General features: G+C 40.1%; 32 protein-coding genes. 2 read left to right on the top strand and 30 right to left on the bottom strand.

Going from position 1 to position 26782, the window contains the following annotated elements; all coding sequences use genetic code 11:
- Positions 1–9: 9 nt before the first annotated feature.
- The 27 genes from celB to AC27IJ_RS07820 all read right to left on the bottom strand — a co-directional run bounded on the left by celB (position 10) and on the right by AC27IJ_RS07820 (position 21368).
- On the bottom strand, positions 10–1341 hold the full coding sequence (gene celB / locus AC27IJ_RS07690; protein WP_312443042.1) for a PTS cellobiose transporter subunit IIC: 1332 nt from the start codon (positions 1339–1341) through the stop codon (positions 10–12).
- A gap of 58 nt (positions 1342–1399) precedes the next feature.
- Positions 1400–1720 carry a PTS sugar transporter subunit IIB gene (locus AC27IJ_RS07695; RefSeq protein ID WP_025232347.1) on the bottom strand — a complete coding sequence of 107 codons (321 nt, stop codon included), beginning with the start codon at positions 1718–1720 and terminating at the stop codon, positions 1400–1402.
- A gap of 39 nt (positions 1721–1759) precedes the next feature.
- Entirely contained in the window at positions 1760–2098 is a 339-nt protein-coding gene (locus tag AC27IJ_RS07700) for a PTS sugar transporter subunit IIA (protein WP_312443041.1), read from the bottom strand.
- A gap of 149 nt (positions 2099–2247) precedes the next feature.
- Positions 2248–4167: a BglG family transcription antiterminator gene (locus AC27IJ_RS07705; RefSeq protein WP_313257944.1), complete on the bottom strand. Its 1920-nt coding sequence runs from the start codon at positions 4165–4167 to the stop codon at positions 2248–2250.
- Between the two features lie 47 nt (positions 4168–4214).
- The gene (locus tag AC27IJ_RS07710; RefSeq protein WP_312443038.1) at positions 4215–5306 is read right to left on the bottom strand and encodes a DUF871 domain-containing protein; all 1092 of its coding nucleotides are present in this window, start codon (positions 5304–5306) and stop codon (positions 4215–4217) included.
- Positions 5307–5442: 136 nt separating this feature from the next.
- The gene (locus AC27IJ_RS07715; protein WP_312443036.1) at positions 5443–5700 is read right to left on the bottom strand and encodes an HPr family phosphocarrier protein; all 258 of its coding nucleotides are present in this window, start codon (positions 5698–5700) and stop codon (positions 5443–5445) included.
- 232 nt (positions 5701–5932) lie between these two features.
- Complete coding sequence (locus tag AC27IJ_RS07720; RefSeq protein WP_312443035.1) at positions 5933–6334, bottom strand: cytidine deaminase family protein; 402 nt, start codon at positions 6332–6334, stop codon at positions 5933–5935.
- An 84-nt stretch (positions 6335–6418) separates the two neighbouring features.
- On the bottom strand, positions 6419–6940 hold the full coding sequence (locus AC27IJ_RS07725) for a dihydrofolate reductase family protein (RefSeq protein ID WP_312443034.1): 522 nt from the start codon (positions 6938–6940) through the stop codon (positions 6419–6421).
- Positions 6941–7029: 89 nt separating this feature from the next.
- Positions 7030–7449, bottom strand: coding sequence for a MarR family winged helix-turn-helix transcriptional regulator (locus AC27IJ_RS07730; RefSeq protein ID WP_312443032.1), 420 nt, complete (start codon positions 7447–7449; stop codon positions 7030–7032).
- Positions 7450–7596: 147 nt separating this feature from the next.
- Positions 7597–8058, bottom strand: a complete 462-nt coding sequence (locus AC27IJ_RS07735) for a cupin domain-containing protein (protein ID WP_312501311.1) — start codon at positions 8056–8058, stop codon at positions 7597–7599.
- A gap of 39 nt (positions 8059–8097) precedes the next feature.
- Complete coding sequence (locus tag AC27IJ_RS07740) at positions 8098–9183, bottom strand: ethanolamine utilization protein EutH (protein WP_312443030.1); 1086 nt, start codon at positions 9181–9183, stop codon at positions 8098–8100.
- Positions 9184–9207: 24 nt separating this feature from the next.
- The gene (locus tag AC27IJ_RS07745) at positions 9208–9480 is read right to left on the bottom strand and encodes a EutN/CcmL family microcompartment protein (protein WP_312443029.1); all 273 of its coding nucleotides are present in this window, start codon (positions 9478–9480) and stop codon (positions 9208–9210) included.
- Positions 9481–9493: 13 nt separating this feature from the next.
- Positions 9494–10111, bottom strand: coding sequence for a hypothetical protein (locus tag AC27IJ_RS07750; protein WP_312443028.1), 618 nt, complete (start codon positions 10109–10111; stop codon positions 9494–9496).
- 5 nt (positions 10112–10116) lie between these two features.
- Positions 10117–10752 (bottom strand): ethanolamine utilization phosphate acetyltransferase EutD, encoded by a 636-nt coding sequence (gene eutD / locus AC27IJ_RS07755; protein WP_312443026.1) that lies wholly within the window; start codon positions 10750–10752, stop codon positions 10117–10119.
- 4 nt (positions 10753–10756) lie between these two features.
- Positions 10757–11500: a hypothetical protein gene (locus tag AC27IJ_RS07760; protein ID WP_487148258.1), complete on the bottom strand. Its 744-nt coding sequence runs from the start codon at positions 11498–11500 to the stop codon at positions 10757–10759.
- A gap of 91 nt (positions 11501–11591) precedes the next feature.
- Positions 11592–11891 carry a BMC domain-containing protein gene (locus AC27IJ_RS07765; RefSeq protein ID WP_038282866.1) on the bottom strand — a complete coding sequence of 100 codons (300 nt, stop codon included), beginning with the start codon at positions 11889–11891 and terminating at the stop codon, positions 11592–11594.
- Between the two features lie 60 nt (positions 11892–11951).
- Positions 11952–13430 (bottom strand): acetaldehyde dehydrogenase (acetylating), encoded by a 1479-nt coding sequence (locus tag AC27IJ_RS07770; protein ID WP_312443021.1) that lies wholly within the window; start codon positions 13428–13430, stop codon positions 11952–11954.
- Positions 13417–13938 (bottom strand): BMC domain-containing protein, encoded by a 522-nt coding sequence (locus AC27IJ_RS07775; protein WP_312443020.1) that lies wholly within the window; start codon positions 13936–13938, stop codon positions 13417–13419. Before AC27IJ_RS07775 ends, AC27IJ_RS07770 begins: the two co-directional genes overlap by 14 nt.
- A gap of 11 nt (positions 13939–13949) precedes the next feature.
- Positions 13950–14603: an ethanolamine utilization microcompartment protein EutL gene (eutL, locus tag AC27IJ_RS07780; RefSeq protein ID WP_312443019.1), complete on the bottom strand. Its 654-nt coding sequence runs from the start codon at positions 14601–14603 to the stop codon at positions 13950–13952.
- 32 nt (positions 14604–14635) lie between these two features.
- The gene (gene eutC, locus AC27IJ_RS07785; RefSeq protein WP_312443018.1) at positions 14636–15541 is read right to left on the bottom strand and encodes an ethanolamine ammonia-lyase subunit EutC; all 906 of its coding nucleotides are present in this window, start codon (positions 15539–15541) and stop codon (positions 14636–14638) included.
- Complete coding sequence (locus AC27IJ_RS07790) at positions 15541–16920, bottom strand: ethanolamine ammonia-lyase subunit EutB (RefSeq protein ID WP_312501315.1); 1380 nt, start codon at positions 16918–16920, stop codon at positions 15541–15543. The genes eutC and AC27IJ_RS07790 overlap by 1 nt, the downstream gene beginning before the upstream one ends.
- Before the next feature lie 19 nt (positions 16921–16939).
- Positions 16940–18370 (bottom strand): ethanolamine ammonia-lyase reactivating factor EutA, encoded by a 1431-nt coding sequence (gene eutA / locus AC27IJ_RS07795; protein WP_487148263.1) that lies wholly within the window; start codon positions 18368–18370, stop codon positions 16940–16942.
- A gap of 28 nt (positions 18371–18398) precedes the next feature.
- Positions 18399–18743 (bottom strand): BMC domain-containing protein, encoded by a 345-nt coding sequence (locus AC27IJ_RS07800; protein ID WP_312443015.1) that lies wholly within the window; start codon positions 18741–18743, stop codon positions 18399–18401.
- A 24-nt stretch (positions 18744–18767) separates the two neighbouring features.
- Complete coding sequence (locus AC27IJ_RS07805; RefSeq protein WP_312443013.1) at positions 18768–19907, bottom strand: 1-propanol dehydrogenase PduQ; 1140 nt, start codon at positions 19905–19907, stop codon at positions 18768–18770.
- Positions 19908–19985: 78 nt separating this feature from the next.
- Positions 19986–20564, bottom strand: coding sequence for a cob(I)yrinic acid a,c-diamide adenosyltransferase (locus AC27IJ_RS07810; protein WP_312443012.1), 579 nt, complete (start codon positions 20562–20564; stop codon positions 19986–19988).
- Positions 20565–20569: 5 nt separating this feature from the next.
- The gene (locus tag AC27IJ_RS07815; RefSeq protein WP_312443010.1) at positions 20570–21007 is read right to left on the bottom strand and encodes a EutP/PduV family microcompartment system protein; all 438 of its coding nucleotides are present in this window, start codon (positions 21005–21007) and stop codon (positions 20570–20572) included.
- A gap of 16 nt (positions 21008–21023) precedes the next feature.
- Positions 21024–21368 carry a BMC domain-containing protein gene (locus AC27IJ_RS07820; RefSeq protein WP_312443009.1) on the bottom strand — a complete coding sequence of 115 codons (345 nt, stop codon included), beginning with the start codon at positions 21366–21368 and terminating at the stop codon, positions 21024–21026.
- A 410-nt stretch (positions 21369–21778) separates the two neighbouring features.
- On the opposite strand from AC27IJ_RS07820, the gene AC27IJ_RS07825 reads away from it, so the two are divergent.
- The gene (locus tag AC27IJ_RS07825; RefSeq protein ID WP_312443008.1) at positions 21779–22174 is read left to right on the top strand and encodes a RidA family protein; all 396 of its coding nucleotides are present in this window, start codon (positions 21779–21781) and stop codon (positions 22172–22174) included.
- 346 nt (positions 22175–22520) lie between these two features.
- Complete coding sequence (locus AC27IJ_RS07830) at positions 22521–23177, top strand: CatB-related O-acetyltransferase (RefSeq protein ID WP_312443006.1); 657 nt, start codon at positions 22521–22523, stop codon at positions 23175–23177.
- A 192-nt stretch (positions 23178–23369) separates the two neighbouring features.
- Here the strand turns inward: AC27IJ_RS07830 and AC27IJ_RS07835 are convergent, their stop codons facing one another.
- The 3 genes from AC27IJ_RS07835 to AC27IJ_RS07845 form a co-directional block, all read right to left on the bottom strand.
- Positions 23370–24833, bottom strand: coding sequence for an ABC transporter substrate-binding protein (locus tag AC27IJ_RS07835; protein ID WP_487148267.1), 1464 nt, complete (start codon positions 24831–24833; stop codon positions 23370–23372).
- 68 nt (positions 24834–24901) lie between these two features.
- Entirely contained in the window at positions 24902–25795 is an 894-nt protein-coding gene (locus AC27IJ_RS07840) for a carbohydrate ABC transporter permease (protein ID WP_487148269.1), read from the bottom strand.
- Positions 25795–26760, bottom strand: coding sequence for an ABC transporter permease (locus tag AC27IJ_RS07845; protein ID WP_312443003.1), 966 nt, complete (start codon positions 26758–26760; stop codon positions 25795–25797). The genes AC27IJ_RS07840 and AC27IJ_RS07845 overlap by 1 nt, the downstream gene beginning before the upstream one ends.
- Positions 26761–26782 lie beyond the last annotated feature (22 nt).

Here is a 26782-nt window from a genome sequence, read left to right on the forward strand (position 1 = left end):
TCCCTCATTTTACAGATCATCAAAAGAAAGATCGTTAAGATCAATATCGTCATCATCGGATTTCTCCGCCGCCTTGGTCTCTTCTTCCATGTACTGTTTATCCATCATTTTGATAAACGGCATATAGATGAATACCCCCAGCACAAGAAGAAGCATCTGAAGCACGGCTCCCTGCCAGCCGGTTGCCAGGAATCCGGAGAGGATAACAGGCATGGTCCACGGGATTGCTACACCAGAGCACAGAGGAACCAGGCCGATGCTCATGCAGAAGTAGGAAATCACAATGTTGATGGTGGGCACCAGCATGAAAGGAATGAGTATCATTGGGTTCAGTAAGATGGGAAGGCCGAACACAATGGGTTCATTGATACCGAACAAACCAGGGATAAATGCCAGTTTACCTAACTCTTTGATACGCTTGGAGCGGCAGAAAAAAAGCATTGCGATTAACAGCGACAAGGTGGAGCCGCATCCGCCGAAAGTGGCGAACAGATCCTGAAACTGCTGGGATATAATATTAGGCAGCGGCTGACCTGCCTGGAATGCAGCCAGATTCTCGGCAGACAGGGTCTGAAGGATGGGATTGAATACCGCGCCCACCACGGAACCGCCGTTTACTCCGAAGAACCAGAAGAGATGGAGAAAGATATAAGCGATTACCATAGCCGGTAGGGTGTTGCCCAGCTTAAGGAGAGGAGTCTGCAGGATCGTGAACACAAAGTTAAATGCGTTGTCATATGGGGTCATGGCAAAAACAATGTTTATAATGAAGAACACCAGCACGGAAATTCCGGCAGGAATCAGGGCAGAGAAGGACTTTGCCACTGTAGGTGGTACACCGTCAGGCATCTTGATGATCCACCCCTTTTTATTGACCCATGCATAGATGTGCACAGACAGGAACGCCACAATAATTCCTACGAAGATTCCCTTGGAACCCACCCAGCCCAGCGGAATGCCGGACACAGCAGTATCATTTACCAGGATCTTATAAGGCATGATTAAGAACCAGCATACCAGTGATACGGCAGCGCCGAACAGTTTATCTACCTTCATCTGTTCGGAAAAAGAATAGCCGATTCCAATTACTGCCAGCATTGCCATGATTGAGAACGTAGCATCGGTTGGCTTGGCGAAGTAGGCATCCCAGTGTTCCCCAAAGAACCTTGCCCAGAAATTAGTCCACCCAGGAATCGGGAAATTGGCAATGAGCAGGAAAAAGGAACCCACGATTAACAGCGGCATGGACAGCAGGAAGCCGTCACGAATTGAAATGAGATACTTGTTCTTTCCGATTCTCTCTGCCAAAGGCATGAGTATTGACTCTAATTTACTTAACATATTGTATTCCCCCGTTTTTATTTGTTTTTGCTATTATGGAAGTTCTGCTTTTATAGCCTTATTTGGAAGCTTTTAAAAGTTTGATTGCTGATTTAAGGACCTTCTCACCGTTCATCATACCGTAATCGGTCTGGTCTATGACCTGGATCGGGATTCCTTTGCTTCCGAACTTTTCCACAATCTCACCGTAACGGTATTTGACCTGGGGTCCCAAAAGGATCACATCCGGATGCTTTTCATCGATGATCTGTCCGATCTTGCCATCCGGGAAAGCCTCCACTTCAATGGGAAGGTTATGCTCGTTGGCTACGCTCTGCATCTTGCTTGCCAGCATACTGGTTGACATTCCTGCACTGCAGAATAAATACACTCGTTTCATTGTAAAATCCTCCTTACTATTTGCATTTTTTTATTTCCATCATTTACTCCCCACCTTCTCTTCCAGCTCTGATATCCTCTCATAGCTGGCGATCATCTCCTCTGCGATGATTTTGAATCCTTCCGCGCTCATAAGCTGGTCTTCCGCATGGATCAGAATCAGGGAACTGCCCACCGGCTCACCCTGGGCCTCTTTCTGGATCAGTTCAAAGTGAGCCTCATGTCCTGCCAGGAACATCTCCTGACCGGCTTTCATGCATTCCCAGGCACCGCCAAAATCCCCATGCTTTGCTTTCTTAATCGCCTCAATGTAGCTGGACCTTGCACCGCCTACATTGGATATGATTTTAAAGCAAATCGTCTCTAAACCCTCTAACATATTGCTGCCTCCTGAATGCATTAATGAAATGTAAAATGCAGCAAAACCGTTTGTTTGCTGCATCTTAACTTAAGCTGCCTTAATTAATTATAATTATAAGGCTCTTATTCACTTTTTTCCTTAAAGGAATTTCCTAGCTCTTAGGAAATTCACTCCATGATCCGGTCGATAAACTCTTCATATCCGCAGGGAGCCGCCAATTTTGCCAGTTCCTCAGGCTGATTCACTATGTTGGATATCCAGTCAAAAAAGATTTTAATCATCCTGGCGTCCCCTTTATTGATGGCAAACAGCATCACAAGCCGCACCTCAAAGGCACCCCATTTCACAGGATTCTTAAGCTGGGCCACCGCAATGGTGGAATTACTGACAAAGGCTCCGAACGCATGGGGAATCGCAAATGTATTCACAAAGGAGGTGGGGGACATCTGCTCCCTCTTTAATACCACATCTGTAAATTCCGGCTCCACAACCCCCTCCTGCACCAGACCTGCGCACAGCATGCGGATGATTTCCTCCGGGCATGTGCAGTTCACTTCTGTGTGGTAGTGCTCCCGGCGGATTAAGCTGCCGATATGGGAGGAAAATTCCAGCCGGAATCCTTTCTTATCCAGCCGGTTGATGGCCTGGAGAATCCTGGACTCTGTCTCGGAATCCACGAATAAGTTAATGGAGACGGTCTCCACATTCAGCCCATGTTCCAGTGGAAATGTACTGAGCAGCAGATCCGGATCCAGAGAAGATACTACCTCTTCTTCAAAATAACCAAAGACCTTTACCACTTCCATCCTCTCACGAAACATATCGGAAATTTTCTTTACGCACATATCAGAAAAAGACTGGTTATGGGGCAGGATCATTACGGCATGATACTTTCTTTCTGTTTTCATACGCTCACTGGCAGCTCCTAAATGTAGGGCGATATAGCAGCTTTCTGCATCGGATATGGAAGTCTTAAGCCTTTCTTCCAGAAATTCCACCACGTAGATGCCCATCTCAAAGACCAGAGGGTATTTGCGCTTGATCTCTTCCACAAACACATCCTCCATCCGGACCTGGTTCCTGACACGCTCAACCAGTCCGTGGATATGCATCTTAAGACCGGCGATAAGGTCCTCATCCTGACGGAAATCCAGCCCGAACAGAGTGTGTATCTGCTCCAGGGCCTCGCCTACCAGTTTCCTGGTACTCAGCCACCTGCCGCCGAAATTCACGTAATCGTCGGTATAATTGGAGGCCTTTCTCCCCATGACGACCAGGGCGAACATACCTACTTCTCCTTCATGGATCTTTATGTGCAGGCGTTTGGAAATGCGGTCAAAGAAGTCCTTGGAAATCTGGTACTCGATGGTATCCTCCAACCCCTGCATCCCCTCTTCCATACTGATGTAGTTGGCGCAGTTCATCCTCTCAATGCTGGTACCAGCGTGCAGAATAAGCATGGGAAACATAGATTCATGTATGGAATAATCATATTCCTTCAGTACATCCACGAATATGTCCTTTACCTCGATTAAGTTGAAGCTTTTGTATAAATTGGCCAGCATATTTAAGTTAAGAAAATTCTCCTGTACCTCAGCCATCAGCAGATCCCTGTAAAACCGCCGTTTTCCGGCCTCATCCCCCTTTAAGGATATGCATTCCTTATTGCGGACCAGCCTTAAACCAGGATAGGGTTCCAGCATCTTCCGTATACGCTTTAAGTCATTGTCAATGGAGGCTCCGCTGACATAGATCTGGCTCTGGAGAAGGGTAAGGTTCAGTTCCTTAACTTCGAATAACAGCTTCTGAATCATGTATGCGCAGCGGGCACCTGGAGTCTGGGGAATATCCCCTCCCCGGGATTCTTTCGGTGGCAAAGGCGATAGTCTGGCCTTTTCACAGATGCGGTAGCCCCGCCGCACATTAGACTCTATGGGAGGCGGGGTCATGTGTCTGTTGATGGATTCTACATCGGAACGTATGGTACGGTCCGACACCTGCAGAAGAACGGCCAGGCGCCGGCTGGTTATCCAGTCTTCCCGCTCTGATAATATGGCAAGCAGCTGCTCCTGTCTTTGATTCTGCATGTCTAAATACTCCTTTTCTTGCTGTGTTCTTCTGCAAAATCCCCTGTTTAGAGGATGCAGAATTTAAACACCGTCCATGGTTTTGCGTAATCTATCAGAACGTGTTCATACTCAGGAAGATGACCGATCACGTTCTTGCGGCCGTCATTTGGCATGTCTTTGGTGATAATTTGCAGTTCTCCCTTATATTTAGGATAACCGTCATTTAAGATGACCACATCGCCGGGCTTTAAGTCCCTGGTATTGGCAGCAGGAATAGACCGGTCCGCAAATGTGATTCTGGGGCCGGAGGAACGGATCATATAGTCACTCAAATCACCCCGTACCACATGATGGAACTCATAATTTAAGATCTGGTTCTCAGTCTGAGTCAGTTCTTTCTCCATCTGGATACCAAAGGTCAGGATGCTTGAATTAAGGTCTGCACAAGCCTTAAGTTCCTCATCAGTGGCATAGGCATTGGCGATAAGCACGTCATCTACCATGCCGGTGGCAAACAGATGACGTACCTGAAAATCAAGGGGAAGGCCACGATGCAGCTCCAGCGTACACAGTCCCTCATTCACGGGCCATGGGCCGTATGCTCCGGGCGCATTGCTGGACACAAAGGCAGCAACCTTAAGCCCCAGTGATCTCATCTTATCATTGCAGGCATTAAAATGTTCAAGGCCTAATCCCGTATACTTCTGCGGATAAAAATTGTGGCAGGTAATCAGCTTGTCACGGTCCGGATGGTGGTCTATGACATTCTCCACATATGCCAGCTTGGTGCTGGCATTGAGCTCTACTTTAAGCCCCTGGGGATTGTAAGTCATAAGGCTTTCTTTCATGCCGTCAAAGCCTTCGTCCAGACGGATGCCATCCACATGCATTTCCTGAAATATGGATAAGTTCTCGTAGGAGATTCCCAGCCGGGAGAATACGGCAGGGCTCACATCCGGTATGATCTCCATACCGCAGGCATGAGCTTCATCCGCCAGTCTCCGGAAACGGCTGATCACCTCTTCCCTGCTCTCCTCCACGCTTAAGAGGCAGGTAAAGATTCTCTTATACCCCAATCTCCCTGCCTTTTTGATATATTCCATGTCCTTTTCTTCGGTAGAATGTTCCGGATAAACGGAAATGCCCAATCTTGCCATATGATTAACCCCTCTCTTATATTTGACCGGTCGGTACTTACGTGCCCGATGGTTCTTTGACATTAACTATAGTCCGTCAAGAAAGAGTTTGGAGGTAAATCTGTTTCCTAATTGCTAGGAAATAATCTTGGTTCTGCTACAAATTGGTCCGAAGAAACTCCTTAAGGAAACCGAATGCCTTGTTCTCATCCGGCCCCTCTACGATAAGCTCCAGGCATTCTCCCTGGCGTGCACCCATGCCAATAAGTGAGAGCACATTCTTGCAGTCCGCTGTGCCTTTCCTGCTCTTAAGGGTTATACGGCTCTCATATTCCGCTGCCGCCCTGCTCAGCCTCATAGCATTGATGGCATGAAGCCCCTGCTTGTCCGATACTATGTATTCATAACTTATCATCTCATCATCACCTTTTTTCCATTCATGCAAAAACACCTCAGGCAAATAATAGCATCTTTGATTCTATTATACCAAAAAAGCCGGCATCTTGCCGACTTTTTTGAAAGTCTGAGTCATCTATGTAAAAGGGAGACAAGCAGTGTCGTTACATATTCATGACAAACTCCCGAGTCGCCTTGTTAACACACTGGAAGATATGGTTCGATTTTCAACTTACCTTGATAGATAACGTTTACGAAAATCTTTCCTTTCCCCACCAATCCGGAATAAGTTCTTTTAGTTTAACCGCTTTTTTTGTTTCAAGATCAAGTAAAATTTTAATCTCGCCGCTTTCACGGTCTAACTGCATCATATATTCTCTGCAGGCACCACAGGGGGACCCAACTTTACCATCGGGCATGACTGCTACGACTTTATCTATTTGACTTTCTCCATTTGTAATCATGTTAGCAATCGCATTTCTCTCCGCACACATTCCCAGGGTACTTGCGGTGTCAATGCAAACACCAACATAAATATTACCTTTTTTAGTTAAAATTGCTGCGGCAACACCGCCGGCTTCTATGAATGGAGAAATCTCCCTTCCATTTTGAACCCTTCTCGCTTTCTGATACATTTCTTCCCAAATGTCCATAATCCTATCACTCCTTTAAGCCCAAACTGCCACCGGGCTAATTTTAAAATCTTGAATACAGCATTTTATTACGCCGGTTTCCTTTTATCGTTTTGAGTAATAAAACACAGCAATTCCATCACTAATAGTGTATTTGTCTAGATGAAGCTGTATCATTGGATTGTTTCCCAAAAACAGCGGACGGCCCTTTCCAAGTATCGTCGGAATAATACCCACAATATATTCGTCAATAGCATTGGCCTTAACAAAGTGATCTACCAGACCGCCGCCGCCAAACAGGAATATATTTTTACCACTGTCCTTTTCTTTTTCAAATATGCTGACAATATCGCCTCGGATAAAACGGATATTACCCTCATCTTCTTTCTCTTCACTTGTAGCTACATAAACCGTTTTTGTTGAATACTCTTTAGCAAAACCCTGATCATAGCAGTTTTTGCCCATAACGACCATATCAATACCCGCAAGAAACTCTTCAAACTCACTTTTTTCGGCTGTATCAATAGAGGTATCGCCTTGTCCAACAATCCAATCAAAGCCTCCGTTTTCATCAGCAATATATCCGTCAATGCTGATGGCTAAGTTCATAATAATTTTTCCATTCATTGTATCTACTCCTTTTGCATCGTGTGTTGGCGTGGTGGGTACAGAACCGGGTCTAGCCACAGGAAGACAGCAATATAATCCTGTAAATATTATTCTTCACTTCCATTTATATAGTCTGCCATAAAATTTAGTACTTCCGTGAAAACAGCTTTTTTATCCTCGGAAAATGCATTCTCTACTGCATTCAGTACAGAGTCCGTTTTTGTACTTTGGCTGCCTTCCTTTACTTTATCGGATAATGAGATGTAAAAGAACCGCTTATCTTGTGTAGACTGGACTTTTTGAATAAGCCCCAGCTCTTCCAACTCATTTACCTTTTGAGTCACGGCAGGACGGGAAAGTCCTAATTTTTCTGCCAGTTCGCTGACCGTCGTTCTTTCGCTGTGTCCAATGATAAACAAATGCAGAATATTGATATAACTGGTTTCTTTGCCCCAATCGCTATTTTTCATTTCGTTATATTGATCCATATCGATAGCCCGCATGAATCGCTCAAATGCTTCTTTCACAGAATGCCTCCAGTTATAATAGTTTCAAATACAAAACTATTATATCACCAATAAAGAAAACCATCAAGTAGTTTCGTTTTTGAAACTATTTAATGGTTTATGCTAATGCCACTTAACTTCTTTATCTTGTAATAACGCCTTGCCTTTTTATTTATGTTGCCAATCAGCGGGATAAGTCACATAGATAAATCTTGCCTTTCCTTCCACTGAGAACTGAATACTTGAGCCACTTGGAATCAAAATCAATTCTCCTGCATTGGCAGTTATACGACGGCCATCTATGATAATCGTTAGAGTTCCTTCAATGATATAATCAATTTCATCATACCCTAAAGTCCAATCAAAGGTAGTATCTTCCATTACCATTAGTCCACAACCCAGTCTGGGACTTTCAGTAAGTGAAACTAAATCCTTCGTATAGACTTTATGATTAGGATTGCCTGTGTCCAACCGATCTTCTTCATTTACAGAAAACAATGGCAGCGAAATGGACATTACACCACTAGAGTCAACATGCCTCTTTGAAGAATCATTTAACTTATTGCTGTATTCTTCCATTATAATACTACGAACTAGCTTTTCAATTTCTGATCTGTCTATATTCAACATCTTACCTCCATCCGTACATAAATCTCTATCGTATTCGCTTTATTCAATCCTAAATACACGTTTAGATAAAAATATGGCAACAAAAATAGCAGAAATACCACCGACTAGCTTGCCAATAATCATTGGAGTAATTAACTCTGGGGCAACACCGGCTGTAAATCCTAAATGGTCACCAAATGTAAAAGATGCTGAAACTGCAAAAGCGATATTAATCACCTTTCCACGTTTATCCATATCTTTTACCGTTTGGAACATGGCAATATTGTTTGCAAGAGATGCAATAAGACCTGCTGCTGCAATATCATTCATTCCTAACAGATGGCCTAGTTTCATCAATGGTTTCTTGAATATCTTTGTGATCAAGAACACCAATCCATAAGCACCAGCTAAAGTAATGGCAATACCACCAACTGTTTGGAATCCGACTTCAAGTGTATCTTGATTTTCAAATACTTTGATACCTAATAGTAAGTCTAACCCTCCAATTGCCAACCCAATGGCTCCAACAGCCACTATGATTTTCCCAAATACATTGAACCCTTTAATCATTCCTTCAGGGATTTTAAATAGTCCAATTGAAATTAAAATCGCCACAACTATGATTGGTATTAAATTCATAAAGACTTTAATGATTGGCATACCCATCATGATTCCTGAAACTAATGCTCCAATTGGAATTGTCACAATCCCACATAATACTCCTTGTGCCAGATACTTTGTATCTTCGTTACTGATAAGACCCAATCCAACCGGGATTGTAAATACAAGTGTTGCTCCCATCATGGCACCTAAAATACCACCTGAGAAAAGTACAATTGAAGGGTCAGAAGTCATTTGTTGTGCTAAGAAAAACCCACCCATATCATTTGCTAATAGAGTTCCTGCAAACATTGCCGGATCTGCTCCTAACAATTTATATAAAGGAACAATGATAGGACTTAGCCAATCTGATAACTTCGGTGCTAAAACGATGATACCAGCCATTGAAAGTGCTAAGGAACCCATTGCCAGTATACCTTCTTCAAATTGTTTACCTAAACCGGTTTTATTGCCCAGGGAACGGTCGATTGCACCTATGACCATTATAATTACCATAAGCCAAATTATGATTTCATTTATACTCATACATTTCACTCCATTCAGTTTTTATCATTCCTTTGGATAGTCCACAGTGTCTATAATACCGACAATAACCATATCAACAGGAATACTTTTACCATCAAAAGATAGACGACCAGAGCTGCCGGTCGTAATCAGTACAGATTCTCCAATGCCCGCGCCTACATGATCAACTGCAACAACCAGAGCAGGATCAGCCTCATGTTCGTTTCGTTGTTTTTCAATAAGCATGAACTTTAAACCATTTAACTTTTCATCCTTGCGAGTAGCCCATAAGCTGCCAACAACTTTGCCAATGAACATAGCATGCTCCTTTCTATACGATCTCAACACCTAAATCACGCAAATAATCCCTGGCCAATGCTGTAACAATGATGTTCTTATCTGTTTCAAAGATGTCTCCTGCATGTAAGTTCAGTTTTCGCACTTTTGCTATGGTAAGAAGCTCTTTCCTATCACTTTCATGAGTTATATCTTTTACTTCCTGATTGATTGTTTCATTAATCGTTTCAAAATGCTTTAACGGAAGTATAGATGCACCATATCTTACCAATTGGTTTTTATAATTCTCAAGGACTTGCAGCAATGCTCGTGGGGCAAAATTCTGACTTGCATGAAGTTCCATTCCTTCTTCTAAAAAAAAGACTTTTTTCTTATTTAATAAATGTTGAAAAATAATTACTTCATCTTCTGTTTGAGGAAGTCCCAGTGCAATTCGATTCATATTTAAAATAGCAAGTTCAGTAACGATTACTATATCCGTATCAGATTTATCTTTTCCTGACGCTATTTTATAGCCTCTATTTTCATAGTAAGTCCGAATACTTGAATATTCTTTCCCTAAAAATGCAACGTTTTTTCTATTTTCTTCCTTCTGCAAACGTTGTATGATAATATCTGTGATCTTTTGCACTGCTATTTCAATATTATCCATCCATATCACCTCTTAACAATACACCCACGTACGCCTTTACTATGGCCGCAAGCATTTGCTTCATCGTAATCAATGTGCATATAAGTTTCAAACTTGGGACTTATTCTCACCATAACATCCTCAAATATAAGTGGTCTTTTACTAAACACTTGAACAGATACTCTCTCTTGATCTTTAACACCTAACTTTTCAGCATCTGTATCTTTTACATGAATATGGCGTTTTGCAACTATGACTCCTCTATCTAAAACAATAGACTTAGAGCCATTCCGCACAATAATCCCTGGAGTGTTATCAATATTTCCGCTTAATTGAACTGGCGCATTTACACCTAGTGAACGTGCATCTGTTAATGAGACCTCCACTTGACAGTTTTTCCGCTCTGGTCCAAGAATGATAACATCGTTAATCGTGCCTTTCGGTCCTTCAATACTCACTCGTTCTTCTGATGCAAATTCGCCTGGCTGTGATAAATACTTCGTTGGGTGTAATTGATAACCCACACCAAAGAGGGTATCGATAGCCTCCCGAGTCAGATGAATATGGCGTCCGCTTGCTTCTATTTCAAAAGATTGATCCATTACTTCCTGTATACGAGAGACAACTGTATCTACAATTGTATCAATGTTATAATCAGTCATATTATCACCCCTGTTTTACTGAATTTTCTATCATCTGCACCATCAAAAACCAACAATAATCCTTCAACGTAGTTGCTATGGAAATGCATTTTATATAATCCTCAAATCTCAGGCCTTCCTTCATTTCTTTCGCAATAAAATGTTCTAATTCTTGTAAATATGCATGTAACTCAAATAAAGCAATGACACATTCTTCATCTTTATAGGTTGGAATAAAGGAACCTTCTGGATATATGCTGTCAATGTATGGCTTTTTGTCTTCCAACAACTTTTCAATTTCCTGTACCAGATCTAACCGGTACGAAGCTAAAGTCTCCATTGTGATTGTCTTGACTGCCATTAGGATCGTATTTAAAGCCTCTGCCAGCTCCGTATTTCCTATACAGTGACTTTTCTTTTGTAACCCCACTATACGGCTTATTGTAATATTTATTTTAATTCCAAATTGATAAGTTAAGTGACTTTTCCACATAACTTGTCCATTTCCATTGGTATATATTAAAACATCCTGGATATTTTTTACATTTTGGGGTTCAATTACGTTCAACTGGGTCATTGGGAAGGCTGCTTCCAGAGTCTTAGTTTCAGATGCTTCTGGTGTTTTCATATATTCGATCGTAATATCCTTTAAATACTCTTTTGCAGAAGGTGTAATTACAGTCCCAGGTTCTAAAACTAAGAATTTTGTTTCTTTTAAGTTCGTCGTACGCAGCAGTCTTTTTATTTTACTTTCCGTTAAAATGGCCATTAGTACTCACATCCCCTCGATAAAGAAAAGGCTGGGCATAAGCTTTTATTATGCCTAGCCTCACTTTTTATCTTGCAACTTTAAGCATTCATCATGAGTTCGAAGCCTGCGAATCGTATTTTGGCAGGATTACATCTACTTCCGCATGTGGACGTGGTATTACATGAACAGATATTAATTCACCAACTGCTTCTGCCGCTGCCGCTCCAGCATCTGTTGCAGCTTTAACCGCACCTACATCTCCACGAACCATAACGGTTACCAGTCCGCCACCTACTTGTTCTTTTCCAATTAACGTTACATTTGCTGCTTTAACCATTGCATCTGCTGCCTCTACTGCAGCTACCAATCCTTTTGTTTCAATCATTCCTAATGCGTTTGTATTAGCCATTGTATCTTCCTCCTAGATAATATTTTTTATTTTGTTATCAATGATTGAGTTGCTCTTTGCTTATTTTAGCTTTTGCAGAACACGTTCAACGAGTAAATCGATTAATTGATCCTTATTAAGACCCAAGTCTTCAACAGCTTTCCCGCTAACATCATCAAATTTATCTTCTCCACGTATTTCATCTAATGTCCTGACGCCATATACGACCCTGCGCAGATTAAATAAATTCTGTGGGCCAACATTGTCAGAAGTAGAACTTCCTCCTACAGCTCCACACCCCAGTGTCAAGGCAGGTCTAAGGTTAGTCGTTGCTCCGATTCCGCCTAATGTAGCCGAACAGTTTATAAGTAGTCGCGAAACCGGTACTTTTAAGGCAAAATCTTCTGCAATTTTATTGTTTGCTGTGTGAATAACCATCGTGTGTCCTGCGCCTTCAAAGTTTAAAATCTTGATACTTAAATCGCGGGCTTCTTCCCAGGTATTTACCGTATAGAAGGCTAAAATCGGTGATAATTTTTCTCTTGAATAAGGTGCAAGATCACCAACACGTGTTTCTTCGGCAATAAGAACTTTTGCATCTTCTGGTACAGAAATACCGGCTAATTCAGCAACAGCCTGTGCCGTCCTTCCAACGATCTTAGGATTCATTGTACCGTTTGGCCGTAGAATATACTTTTCAAGTTTTAGTGCATCATTTTTTGATAAGAAATAACCACCTTGTTTCTTGAATTCCGAAATCACGTTTTCTCTACTGATTTCTTCAACAATGATAGACTGTTCCGAAGCGCAAATTGTACCATTATCAAATGTCTTAGATTCAAGAATTAGCTCAACTGCTTTCGGGATATCTGCACTGCGCTCTATAAATGCAGGTCCATTCCCCGGTCCAACTCCAATTGCCGGTGTTCCAGAGGAATATGCTGCACGAACCATTGCAGAGCCGCCAGTAGCAAGAATCAAATTTGTATTTTCATTTTTCATTAATTCATTTGTTGCCTGTGTTGTAACTGTTGTAATTACACTAATAGCACCATCCGGTAAACCAACGCTTTTTCCTGCTTCATTTATGATGCGGACTGTTTCCTTGATACAATTTAATGCACTTGGATGAGGGGAAAATACAATAGCATTTCCTGCCTTAATGCTGATTAGTGCCTTGTAGATAACGGTTGATGTCGGATTCGTTGAAGGAATAAGGCCTGCAACGACTCCAACAGGAACAGCTACTTCCATATATTTTGCGTCTATATTGTTTGTGATTATACCTACTGTCTTCATATCTTTCATCGAGTTTAATAAATCTCTTGATGCAAAGGCATTTTTAAGGACTTTGTCCTGCCATTTTCCAAACCCGGTTTCTTCTTGTGCCATTTTAGCCAGCTTCACACGATTGTTAAAAGCTGCTTTTGCCATAGCCTTACAGATGGTGTCGATTTCTTCTTGGGATAACTTGGCTATTTCTATTTGCGCTTCTTTTGCTTTCTTCAGTAAATCCCTGGTTTCTTGAACTGAAACAAGATCTTTATCAATCAATCCCATTATGCTTAACTCCTTTATCCAGCAATGTTTCAATAAGCACTGCTTTGTTAGCAGATTTAATTTCTGACTTCTTTATGGTAGAAAGACTTGATTTATAAGCAAGTGAACGTAAATCGGTCACTCTCATTTTTTCCAGCTGTTCTTTATCAAAGGATGAATTCACATCTTTCTCTATTTCTTCTACAATAGGTTGATTTGATTCATTTGAATCCGAAGGATTATCTTCCTTTTTGCCAAATGATTTCATCAACATCTGCTCAACTTGGCCATCCAAGCGTGGGATAACATGACTGCTGATTAGACAATTCTTATTTGCCACAGCAACTTCACCTGCCTTAATCGCTGCTTTTACTGCCGCAATATCTCCAATAATATGAATTGTTGTCAATCCTCCACGGATTGTTTCACTTCCAAGTAGAATTACATCTGCCTCCTTTACAGCTGCATCTGCTGCCAGGATTGCTCCTAATTTTCCACGTACTTCAATTAAACCTAAAGCTTTAGCCATATTAACGCCGCCTAATAATTAGTTGGGTTGTCAGCAACAGCTTCTACAGCTTTAGCAAATGATTCACATGCTGATCTACAAGCAGATTGAGACCCTGTTAGTAATGCTCCTGCAAAATTTGTTTCAGATGGCGGCCCATAAAATACACTCATTTTTACATCAGCAGCTTTCAAAGCCGAATCAATCGCTACCATTGCTTCAAGCGGTGGTGCTATTAAATAAGCAATGGCTTCTCCTTCTTTCACATTTGCTCCTTTCGAAAGATAAGAACCAGTTCTCGATACACAATGGGCAAAATAAACGATTGAGTTATCATCATTCGCACTATAAAAACTGGCTTCATTATTTATTACCTCAATCGCTCGATCCAGGCCACTTCGTACCTCTGCTGGACTAGGACCAGCTAAAATACCGATAACTTCTCCTGCTAATTTTGTAGAAGCATTAGCAGCTCCGGCATACATACTTCTTGCATATACAACTGCTACATCAGATGCCTTCGTTGCTTCATCTAATGCCACATAGGTTACATCATCAGAATCAGAAGTAATAATCCCTAGACTTTTTTGATTTGATGCTAATTTTAATTCCTTTGCCAATCCATCATCCACATTTGGAATTATTTTTACACATAGAACATTTGCACCTAATCGTTCGTTTTTCATTAGGAAACCTCCTTTTTAAATCAAACGGTTTTTTATTTTTCTTTCAAATCTAATCCGGACACTTTTTTATCTAACATTCTCTTGATAATTTCAGCAATATATGCTCCTGCTTCTACTGCCGGGGTTCCTTGTCTGTGAATATTGGAAACTACTGTCCTTCTGGCTTCTGGCATACCAATGGTTGGTTTATAAGCGATATATGCACTCATAGATTCTGCTGTAACAAGGCCTGGTCTTTCTCCGATAAAAAGACAGACGACTTCAGCTCCTGTTGCTTCACCTATTGGATCCATAGCCGGGACGCGGCAATGTTTTATAAAAACAACCTGTCCAAAGTCAAGTCCAAACATCTTGAGTCCTTGTTGTAAAGAAGGTAAAACATCTCTGATATTTGCCTCTATTGCTGCTGAACTTAAACCATCACCAACGATAACTTGAACTTTCTGATTTGGTTTCACCGCATTTTTTATTGTATTTATTGCTTCATTTGAAAACTTACGGCCTAAGTCCGGACGTGTAACATATTCGTCTTTATCCTTGCATTCTGTAGCAACCTCTACAAATCCCATCTCTTTAATTAAATCTTCACTAACATAGGAGAATACAGCATCTTGGGCTGCAGCATGGTCAGCACGGAATCGAAGGCTAGGCTCCGTCAGATACCTTGTACCTGTCCTCCACAATCCCAAGCGAGCTGGTGTATAGGATTTCATTTTTAAATAACCTTCTTTATCTGCTGCATTTGGAACTAAAAATTGCTTGCGTATGTCCACTTCTGTAATATCTGGTATAAATCCCTCTTCAACTTCGCAGGACTTAGCAGATTGCTTGGTGCTTACAGCTGCTTCTTTTGATGGAGCATTTATAACTGGCGGTACTTCATTTACCATTTCATTTAAAATCGATTTAATCATTTCTTTTAAGTTTAATTCGTCCATTAGTTATCCCTCCTCTGCTTCAAAAATACAGATGCATCGCCAGCTTTAGAAGTTAAATGTCCATTTTCGCTGAACCCCATTTTTTCTAACCATTGGTCAAATTCTTTTATTGTTCGTTTGTTTAATAATTCTCTAATGGAAGCACCCTCCTGGTACCCTGTGGTTTGATAATTTAACATAATATCATCACCATTTGGAATAGACATAATAAAGTTTACACCAGCTGTTGCAAGTAAAACTGTTAAGTTTTCAGCATCATTTTGATCTGCCTTCATATGGTTCGTGTAACAAACATCGCACCCCATAGAAATACCAGTTAATTTACCCATAAAATGATCCTCCAGACCTGCACGGATCACTTGCTTGGAGTCATACAAATACTCTGGTCCAATAAATCCAACAACTGTATTAACAAGGAATGGATCAAAATATTTTGCAAATCCATAACATCTGGCTTCCATAGTCAACTGATCTACACCATTATGAGCATCGGAAGAAAGCTCAGAACCTTGTCCTGTCTCAAAGTACATAACATTTGGACCAACTGCCGTACCTAGCTTCAAAGCCATGTCCTTTGCTTCTGAAAGCATCTTAGCCGTAATCCCAAAAGCTGTATTTCCTTTTTCAGATCCTGCAATCGATTGGAATACCAATCCTGTTGGTGCTCCTTGTTCCATTGCTTCCATCTGAGTCGCTACGTGAGCTAAAACAACATGTTGTGTTGGTATTTCCCACTCATTAATAAAATCATTGAATTTATGAAGAATACGCTTTACACTTTCTGTTGTGTCGTCTACTGGGTTTAGACCTATGACTGCATCACCAGATCCCATAGATAGACCTTCCATAACGGAAGCCATGATACCGTCCACATTGTCAGTCGTATGATTTGGCTGCAGACGAGTTGAAAAAGTTCCCGGGATACCAATTGTCGTATTAGCAGTCTTAGTTACTATAATCTTCTGAGCACCTACTATTAAATCTAAGTTGGACATAATTTTGGCAACTGCTGCAACCATTTCAGAAGTTAAACCATTTGATATACGATGAATGTCATAGTTGGTCGTATTGCAATCTAAAATCCATTCTCTTAATTCAGCCACTGTCCAATTTTTAATCTTTTCATAAGTTCTAAGATTCACATGATCAATAATAATGCGTGTTACCTCATCCTTTTCATATGGCACAGCAGGGTTGTTAAATAAATCTGAAAGCGTTAAGTGTGATAAAACAACTTTAGCTGCAACTCTTTCTTCCGCGCTGCCTGCTGCAACTCCAGCTAATTTATCCCCTGATTTTTCTTCATTTGCCTTCCCCATAACTTCCATTACAGACGAAAATTGATAGGTTTTGCCAAAAAGTTTTGTTTTTAAAATCATTGTGCAACTCCTTTTATCATTAATTAAATACTAATGTCTTTACGATTACTGGTAAAACAGAGCCTTCTGCAATCGGCATTCCGATATCGATATAATCTCCATTTCGTACATGAACACTATCAATACATACAAAAGGATAATCTTTTGGAAGATGTGCATAAAGGCTATGTCCTAATGCCTTTGCCATGTCTTCTTTTACTATAATAACAAGTGGCAATTTCTCCTTAATCAACAAATCTAAACCTTTTATCATTTCTTTTGCCAGGCCTTGAATAAACTGGAAGGAAGGGCTATGTGCACCTTCTATCCCTAATCCAATCGTTTGTACTTCTCCATCTACCATAAACCATTTTACTTTTTCTTCAATAATACTCCCTAAATTCCCACTATTATCGGCACTTTCATCATCTTTAGATAACTGTAATATGGGGATATTCTTAAGTGGAAGTATATCCTCTTTATAGGTGATTGTACTCCCGGAAACATCAGTGGTGTGTGATCCTGCTCCAACTACTGTTGCACGAATGGTTTCTACAGTTGGAATCAACTTAAGGGCAGTCATAAGAAGGGAACCACTTATTTTCTTACCTAACAAAAGTCCAATATCACCATATTTAAACGGATTTTGTAAATTTTCTTTTGTAATACCATCTGCTACGCCACCAGAAAATGATATACATTTAATTTGAAGCTTTGTGTTCAATGGTTTGTTGGTTATCAACAAGTCAAAATAAGGACTCTTATTCCCTAATCCAATGCTATTTTCCAGTACTAGTACAAATATATCTAAAAGTTTATCTAATTCCTTTAGATTTATCTTTTCATTTAGATGAATTTCTAAAGCTTCTCTTTTAATGATTTCCTTCACTTTGGGTGATATATAACGAATGATTTCACTTGTATCCACCTTTATCAAGCGGCCTCCAATGTCAAAGCAAGCCGTATCCTCAACATCTCCATTGTTAAATACTGCCAGATTTGTTGTCCCGCCTCCTATATCAAAGTTTACCGCTGTTGTGTATTGGCTTTCAGAATAGGAATAAGTTCCTGCTCCTTTCCCGGCGATAATACTCTCTAAATCAGGACCAGCCGTTGCCACAACAAAATCTCCGGCAAAGCCACTTAAAGCTTTAGCAACTGCCTGGGCATTCTCCTTTCGAACTGTTTCCCCAGTTATAATGACTGCCCCAGTCTGGATATCTGATTTTGTAATACCTGCTTTTTTGTATTGCTGCTCTACAAATGCCTTTATACCATCGGAATCTATTAAATTGTTTTCTAATATAGGAGTAAAGATAATATCACTCTTAAATATCACCTTTTTATCCTTAATGGAAACCCTTGGAATTGTAAAAACTGATGCTATATTTTCAATTGAAAGTTCTGATAAAATTAATTGTGTTGTTGATGTTCCAATATCAATACCAACGCTTAATAAAGTTTCAGTCATCTTATCTACTCCCTTTGAATATGTTTCATTAAGTGCTGGATAAAGGTACGACAGTAAAATCCAAAAGACTTTCCATGATTTCTAAAATGTTTTCTAAAGCAATCTTAACCGAGGAAACATCCCCTATTATAACCACTGCACCAGAAAATCTGTCAACAAAACCAATTTCAATTTCAGCGGCTTTTGTTGCTATATCTACAACAATAATTGATGCTTCACTCGGTGTTATAGATAAAATACCGAATGCTTCATTTCCAGATTGTGCTATTCCAACCTTTTGATATAGTTCTGAATCAGGTTTTGCAATAACATGTGCAACGGTGATTTGTTTACCAGGAACATATTCCTGTATAATTCTCTCATTTACATCCAAGTAATCACCTCATTTAATCATAATTTATTTAAATGATTTCCCTAGAACACTAATTATATCCTCTTTCGTTGGAACAATAGGGTTTGTTGCTGTACAACGATCTGCAAGAGCAGCTTCTGCTATTACATTTTTATCTGATTCAAATTGTTCCTTGTTCACTCCCCATTCAGAAAGACTCTTTGGAATGGAAAGTGTCTTTTCAAGTGCAAGGATTGCGTTCACTAAACTTCGTACACCCATTTGTGCATTTCCTGCATTTAATCCTAAGAATTTAGCTATTTCAGCATAACGATTTGCAACAGGGGAATTATTTTTACGGTAATCTCCTTCAATAATTCCTGCATTATAACGAATAATATTTGGTAATAAGATACCATTTATTCTTCCATGCGGTATATGCCAACGTGCTCCTGCTGCATGTGCTATACCATGATTTAGCCCTAATGAGGCTGTGTTAAAGGCCATTCCAGCCATTGTTGATGCCATATGCATTTTTTCACGTGCTACTTTATCATTTCCATCTTTATAAGCCCGCTCTAAATAAGTGAATACATAACATATTGCTTTTTCACTTAAGGCATCAGAGATATCATTGGCACTAGTGGAAACATAAGCTTCTATCGCATGAGTAAGAACATCAATGCCCGTATCAGCAGTTTGCTTAGGTGGTAAACCTGCAACAAGACCAGAATCTATAATTGCTTCATCTGGCAATATTTGATCCGTAATCAAAGGATATTTTGTTCCCTTTTCATCATCAGTGATAATCGAAAAATTCGTAACCTCTGAACCCGTTCCACTAGTTGTAGGAATCGTGACAAATCGTATCCCACGAAATCGATCAGTCAATTTACCAAAATAGAGCATAGCTTTTGCTGCATCGATAGCAGAGCCACCGCCTATTGCTAATAAAATTGTGGCCGAAAAACCTTTGCTGGATTCTAACCCGGCAACAATGTTATCAATTGGGGGATCTGGAATGACTTCAGAAAACACCATTGTTTCAGTGCTGCTATCAATATAACTTTTAATATGTGAAAGTAACTCTGATGAAGCAATAAAAGAATCTGTTACTATCAAAATCTTTTCATTCTTGAAATCTGATAATCGTTTCAAGCTTTCGTCACCAACGTACAATGTTGTTCCAAATCTTATTTCTTGCATAGCATACTTCTCCTCCTTCCTAATAAAAAAATTCATTAAAAAATAGTCACTTAATTCAGAAAAAATGTATGATTAATTTTATAAATCCTCTTTTTTCAAATCTATATGGAATACTTTCCCACTTCTTTCATAAAGCACATCTTTTATGCCTTCATTTACATTAGCAACACGCGCTACGGAAAAAAGGTAATCAGATAAGCGGTTAACAAAAATCAAAACTTCTTCATTCATATCATTCGTCCATTGGAACGTTACGATCTCTCTTTCTGCTCTCCTGGCAATTGTTCTGCAAATATGCAAAATACTCGCTGCTTGTGAACCGCCTGGCAAAATAAAAGATTCCACTTCCGGAGTAATATCTACATGGGCATCAATACATTTTTCAATCCACTCCGTTAAAGCAGGTGTAACCCGGTATGTTCCTTTTCCTTTTGGCGTTGCTAAATCATTGCCACAATCAAATAAACACTGTTGGATCTGTGTTAATTCCTTTTTCAAAGAATCATTGTTTTTTATAAGTGTAATAGCATAACCTACAAAACTATTTAATTCGTCAATAGTTCCATATGCTTTAATACGTTCACTATCTTTTGCTAATTGAATACCGCCGATTATCCTAGTATATCCTTTATCACCTGTTCTAGTATAAATTTGCAAATTTATTATTCCTCCTTAGAAAGATAGGCAATCAACTCTGCCACTCCTTTATCTTCAACAGCAGAGAGTCGAAAAATTTTCTCAACACCTGCTAATTCTAATCTTTTCTCCGCATTTATAATGGCTTCTTCGTTTGATGCTAAATCTATCTTTGTAATAATTCCTATACAAGGCTTTGTAAAATTTTGTGCAAAATAGGGTGAAAATGTCTGGCTTTGTTCTGTCACGTTACAAACGAATCCAATGATATCTGAACTAGCAGCCATCATTTGTAGAGCGCTATAGAATCTTCTATGCAATACAAACTCACCCGGTGTGTCAATCATCTGAGAATAGAATTCAACTGATTGCGTTTTTTTATATTTAAGGATCTCTCCTTGAATCCTTTGGCAAAGGGTGGTTTTCCCACTTCCAACTGATCCAATTAACATGATTTTCTTCATTTTCTATACCTACCTATTATGTTCTTGTTATTTTGGGGACAGAAAACTGCATAAATTCACTTAAATAAATAACAACCTGTTCTATAGCAGATTGTACAGCGGCTACATCCCCTAGGATAAATACAGACCCACTGAACCTATCAACAAATCCTATTTTAATAGGTGCAGTCTTTTTGGCTATATCTACGGCGATGATTGAAACCTCTGGTGGGGTTATGGTTAAAATACCAATTGCATGATACTTATCTTCATTCAAGCCTAATTTCTCAAAGATTCGATCATCTGGATTTGCTATAATATGTGCTAATGTCACTTGTTTACCTGGTACTGATTCAAATATCTTTCTTTCTAATATATTCATATAGCCCCTCATTTCATAATGAAAACACAACACACATGATATTCTTTGCTTTTGTCATTATAAATATGCACTTTATAAACAAATTCTAATCTCTTAGTATTTGTTTAGTTTTTTATAACACAAGTCCACTCCGCTTGTGCTATTTCCACCAATTTTTCCCATTTATTAAGAATACTCAAACAGCCTTCTATAACCACATAACTTCCATTGACAAAATTCTCTTTAACATATACACTTTTATAGAGGAGGTGTTGGAATGGAAAATTTTTTATATACTAGAAGCATTGAAAACAATAGATATTCCATCTCTGTCTTTGATAAATAAATTTCTATCAATGGATAACTATTTATTATAAACAATATATAGTGGTAGAAATTATTTTATCCCAAGACAGAAAGGTTTAAATAAAATGAATAATAATGTAGTTAGTAGATTAGATTCTTCAAGAGAAAGTAAGGCAGTAGGTAATTATACTCACATAACAAAAATAGAGCCTAATGCAACATTTTACACATTTTCTGGTCAAGTCGGAGCAGATATAGACGGTAATTTTCCTATAGAATTTAATCAACAAGTAAACAATACATTTACAAATATTTCAAATCTATTAAAGAGTATAGATTTAACACCAGATAACGTTATTAAGGTTAATATATGGTCAACAGAAAATATTGACTGGGAATACTTTGATAAAATATATGAAGATTTTTTTGGTAAGCCTTTCCCTTCGATGACTGTTGCTTATGTAAATGCCTTAGGGTTAGAAGAGATAAAATTAGAAATTGAAATATGGGCAGCAACATAATTTTATCTCATACTCCTAGATGAAAATATTTTATAATAAAAAAATGTCCTCACTGTTCTAAAAACAGTGAGGACATTTTTTTCCCAATCACTCAATTTTTTGAAAATGATGATCCATGTATAGCCACGGAATGAGGTGGAAAAATAAATCATATTATGATACAATTTAACCACCGAAAACAATAACATTGTTTTTAGTTTATGCAGTACGTAATGGCAAATAATGAATAGATTCGTCACTGCAAGTAAGGAGAATATGCAATGAAAGAAATGCGTAAAAAAAGAGCGATAGCCACGGAACCGCAAAATACGTTCGGAGGTGATAATAAATAGAATAGGAGCTTTTTATGAACAATATACCAAACCCAAATGTGGTTTTTCCAAATGAATACAAAACATCATGTTTCTTAAAAAACGTGATTACTGCCCCCAATATTTTTGTTGGGGATTACACTTATTATGATGACCCGGTTGACCCGACTGCGTTTGAACGCAGCAATGTACTGTTTAACTGGCCGGAATTTGGAGACAGCTTATATATCGGCAAGTTTTGTTCAATTGCCAGCGGAGTGCAATTTATCATGGGCAGTGCCAATCATCGTATAAGCAGTATCAGCACTTATCCATTCAATGTTTTTGGCGGTGCATGGGCGGAAAATACCCCGCCCCACCTCTCCCAACTTCCTTTTAAGGGAAACACCGTGATCGGCAACGATGTGTGGATAGGGCGGGATAGTGTCATCATGCCCGGCGTGAAAATTGGTGACGGGGCGATTATTGCTGCTTATTCCGTGGTGGTGAAAGACATAGAACCCTATACCGTAGCGGGCGGCAACCCAGCCAAGCCTATTAAAAGGCGTTTTGACGATGAACTCATTGAATTGCTGCTTAAACTTCAATGGTGGGACTTTGAACCAGAAAAATTGTTTGATTTCATGCCGGTACTTTGCGATGATGATTTGGAAATGGTGCGGCAAAAACTAAGGCAAACGTTAGAGCGATAAAATAGCCGCATTATTGAGCAAAGATGATGATGAACAAACTAACCGTAAGGAGCAGCAGGGCCAATCGTCTCCGTCAATGGTGAAATGAACAGGCTACACCCGCCATTGACCGTACCGTCTGCCCCTGCCTAATGGATAATCAAGAGGGCGAAAGCAATGAATGCTTCGCCCTCTTTGAATGCTGTGGCATGTTTATTTATTCTTTGAAGCCCGAAACTCATCCATCTGCTTCTGCACCTCTGCCACGTATTCATCAATGCCTGCTTTTTTCAGTGCCTCCAAAGCCTTGGGATACTCTGTGTCAAAATCTACGAATCCGTAGAGAATCGGTGCCATCTGCTTTCCTGCCACCTCTTTAATTGCAGTTTCAATTACCTTTACCTTTTCGTTATTGAAACGGAAGCCAAGCATATTGGAGGTGACTGCCTTATCGTCCCAGCTTTCATAGGTATCTATGTAGCTCTGGTCGATATCGGGTGCAAATAACTGATAATTCTTGTTACGGAACATCCATTCATAGAAGAACTCATCATTTACCAGCTTTTTAATTCTACCGTCAACGATATCATAATCCTTCCCCTTCACGCCGTATAAAGCCATCAGGTAATTATCCTGTGAAGAGTAGAGCCAGTCAATGAATTTCATTGCTCCTTCCGGATTGGGTGCCGTCTGTGGTATGCAAAGGACTTCACCGCCGGTAGCTATAATATAGCGGGGTTCCTCCGGTTTCAGGATATAGCTCTTTAACCTGGCATCTGGAGCATTTGCTTTTACACTGCTGATAACCTCATTTTCTTTGCCGAGAGAGCCCTCTACCCACAGGTACAGCCCGGTCTGCATACGGGAATCCCTCTCATTGTATTTGGTAGTCAGATCATCGGAATATAAGCCTTCGTTATACATCTGGCGGTTATACTGTGCAACCTTCTTGAAAGCATCGGTTTCATAGTAATCATAAACCTTATTTGTGGTATCACCATATACAACGGCATCTTCATTGGCGCACCAGGTAAGCTGCTCATCGGCAAAATATCTGGTCAGGGGCTTAAAGATGGGGTCTGCCGGCCCTTTCATTTCCGGATACAATTTTTTTGCCTTTTCTGCAAATAATTTCAAATCCTCTGTCGTTTTAATCTCCGTCATACCGCAGGCTTCCAGAATATCCTGGCGGACGCAGACCATCTGGAACATTCCGGAGGAAGGTGCATAAGCGGAGGGTATGCCATAAACCTCTCCGTTAATGGTAGCACCCTTTAATTGCTCTTCGGGAAGCACCTTTAACAAATTCTGGCCATATTTGTCAATTAAGTCATTCAGCACAGCAGCCTGTTTCTTATTTACAATGGTAGCAAGATCGGGAAGTCCGTCCCAATACAGGTCGATTGGCTCCTGGGCTGCCAGCATAATATCTTTTTGTTCCCAATACTGGTCCCATGGAGTATAAACCATTTCCACCTTAATGCCTAAATCCTCTTTCATTTTCTCGGCAAACTCATTACTCATAAATTCTGACATTCTATCACTCTCATCACCGGGATAAAGAATCGTTACGGTTTGGGTTTTAGTGCCTTCTTTCGATTCTCCCTTGCTGCTGCATCCCCCAAGCAAACCGGTTGCCATTATCACGGCAGCCGTCAGTATCAATAGTCTTTTCATTGCAATACCCTCCTTTTGGTTTATGTTAAGCCTTTCTCCTGGCCTACCAATGATTTTTACTACAGGGCTTATTCCTTGACTGCACCTGTCATAATACCCTGTACGAAATATTTTTGTACAAAGGGATATAAGAAGATAATCGGGCCTATGGTTATAACCGTAACTGCCATTTTCATCGTTTCAGAGGGCAGTGTGATTCCTGCGGCAGCGCCGGAAGGAATACGCCCCGAACTAATGGCATTTACATTTGAAAGAATTGTGTAGAGGTAATACTGGAGAGGAAACAAATCCTTGTCATTAATAAAAATCAGGGCATTCCACCAGTCATTCCAGTACTGCAGGGCATACATAAGGCCTACGGTAAGCACTGCCGTTTTACTGAGGGGAAGTGCAATCCGCCAATAAATAAGCATATAACTTGCTCCGTCAATTTTAGCTGCCTCGTATAAGGAAGGCGAAATGCTTGAAAAGTAGGTTCTCATAAGGAACATGTTCCAGACACTGAAAATAGAAGGAAGTATCAGTGCCAGAATGTTATTCTTTAATCCGTAGTAATTCACACAAACCACATACCAGGGAATGAGGCCCGCGGAAAATACAATGGTGAAGTTACATAAAAAGGCAATGACATTACGGTACTTTAAACTCTTAATCGATAACGCGAAGGCAATCATACTGGTAATGATCATAGCTCCAAGGGTTCCGGCAACCGTAACAAAAATGGTGACTCCGTAAGACTTTAAAATCCTCATGCCACTGTTTGCAAAAATATAAATGTATGTATTAAGGGTAAATTTCTGCGGAATAGCAGAATAACCATGCATGACAATTTCATGTTCCGAGGAGAGGGACACACCTAAGGTAAGAACAAGTGGATACAGACAAAGCAGCCCGAATAAGCCAATAAACAAATAAGCAAGGATCGTTACCAGATGATCGCCGAATGATTTGCTTTTTCTCATTAAAATAATCCCTCCCCGTCATTATATTTTTTTGCTAACCGGTTGGCAACGGATACCAGGATCAGTCCCATCACCGACTGGAACAGTCCAATTGCGGTTGCATAGGAAAAGCCCAGGGTTCTCATACTCTGATATACATAAGTATCAATTACGGTTACCGCATCAATCAATACCGGATTGTTGCCTACAATACCGTAGATCATGCCGAAATCACCGTAGAAAATACGTCCGATACTCATAAGGGTCAGTACAACGGCCGTCGGTTTCAGCATCGGAATGGTGAGATACAAAATTCTCTGGAACTTGTTTGCACCATCCACTTTTGCAGCCTCGTATAAGGAACCGTCGAAAGTCGCCATGGCTGCCATGTAAATGATGGAGCTGTATCCGCTCCACTTCCACATGCTGGCAGTAATTATGATGCCCTTCCAGTACTTGGGTTCCGCATACCACTTCACCGGATCCATTCCCAATGATCGCAGCATATTGTTGATAACGCCAACGTCGGTGGAAAAGAATCCGTAGATAATCGTACCTACTACGACCCAGGAAAGGAAATACGGAAAAAACATAAAGCTTTGTGTCAGTTTCTTAAAGACATTGCTCCTGATTTCATTGAAAAATATGGAAATACTGATTGGAACAATCAGACCCAGTATGATTCCAAAGAAATTGATAAACAGTGTGTTATAAGTTACCCGCCAGCCCATGCTGCTCTCGGAAAAGAAATACTTAAAGTTATTCAAGCCTACAAACTTGCTTCCAAAGATACCATCCATTACATTGAAGTCGGTAAATGCCATCCAGGTTCCTGCAAAAGGAATGTAGCAAAACATAACCAGTACAATCAGAGCAGGCATACACATAAGATACAGGCCCTTGTTTCTTTTTATTTCACGCAGGAATTCTTTTTTCCGGTCTTCTTTAGGCCCCGGTGCTTCCTTTTGGATTCTTTTTGATTTCATCACTCTTCACCACTCTTTTCCG

Source organism: Lacrimispora sp. YZC11 (assembly GCF_057543815.1).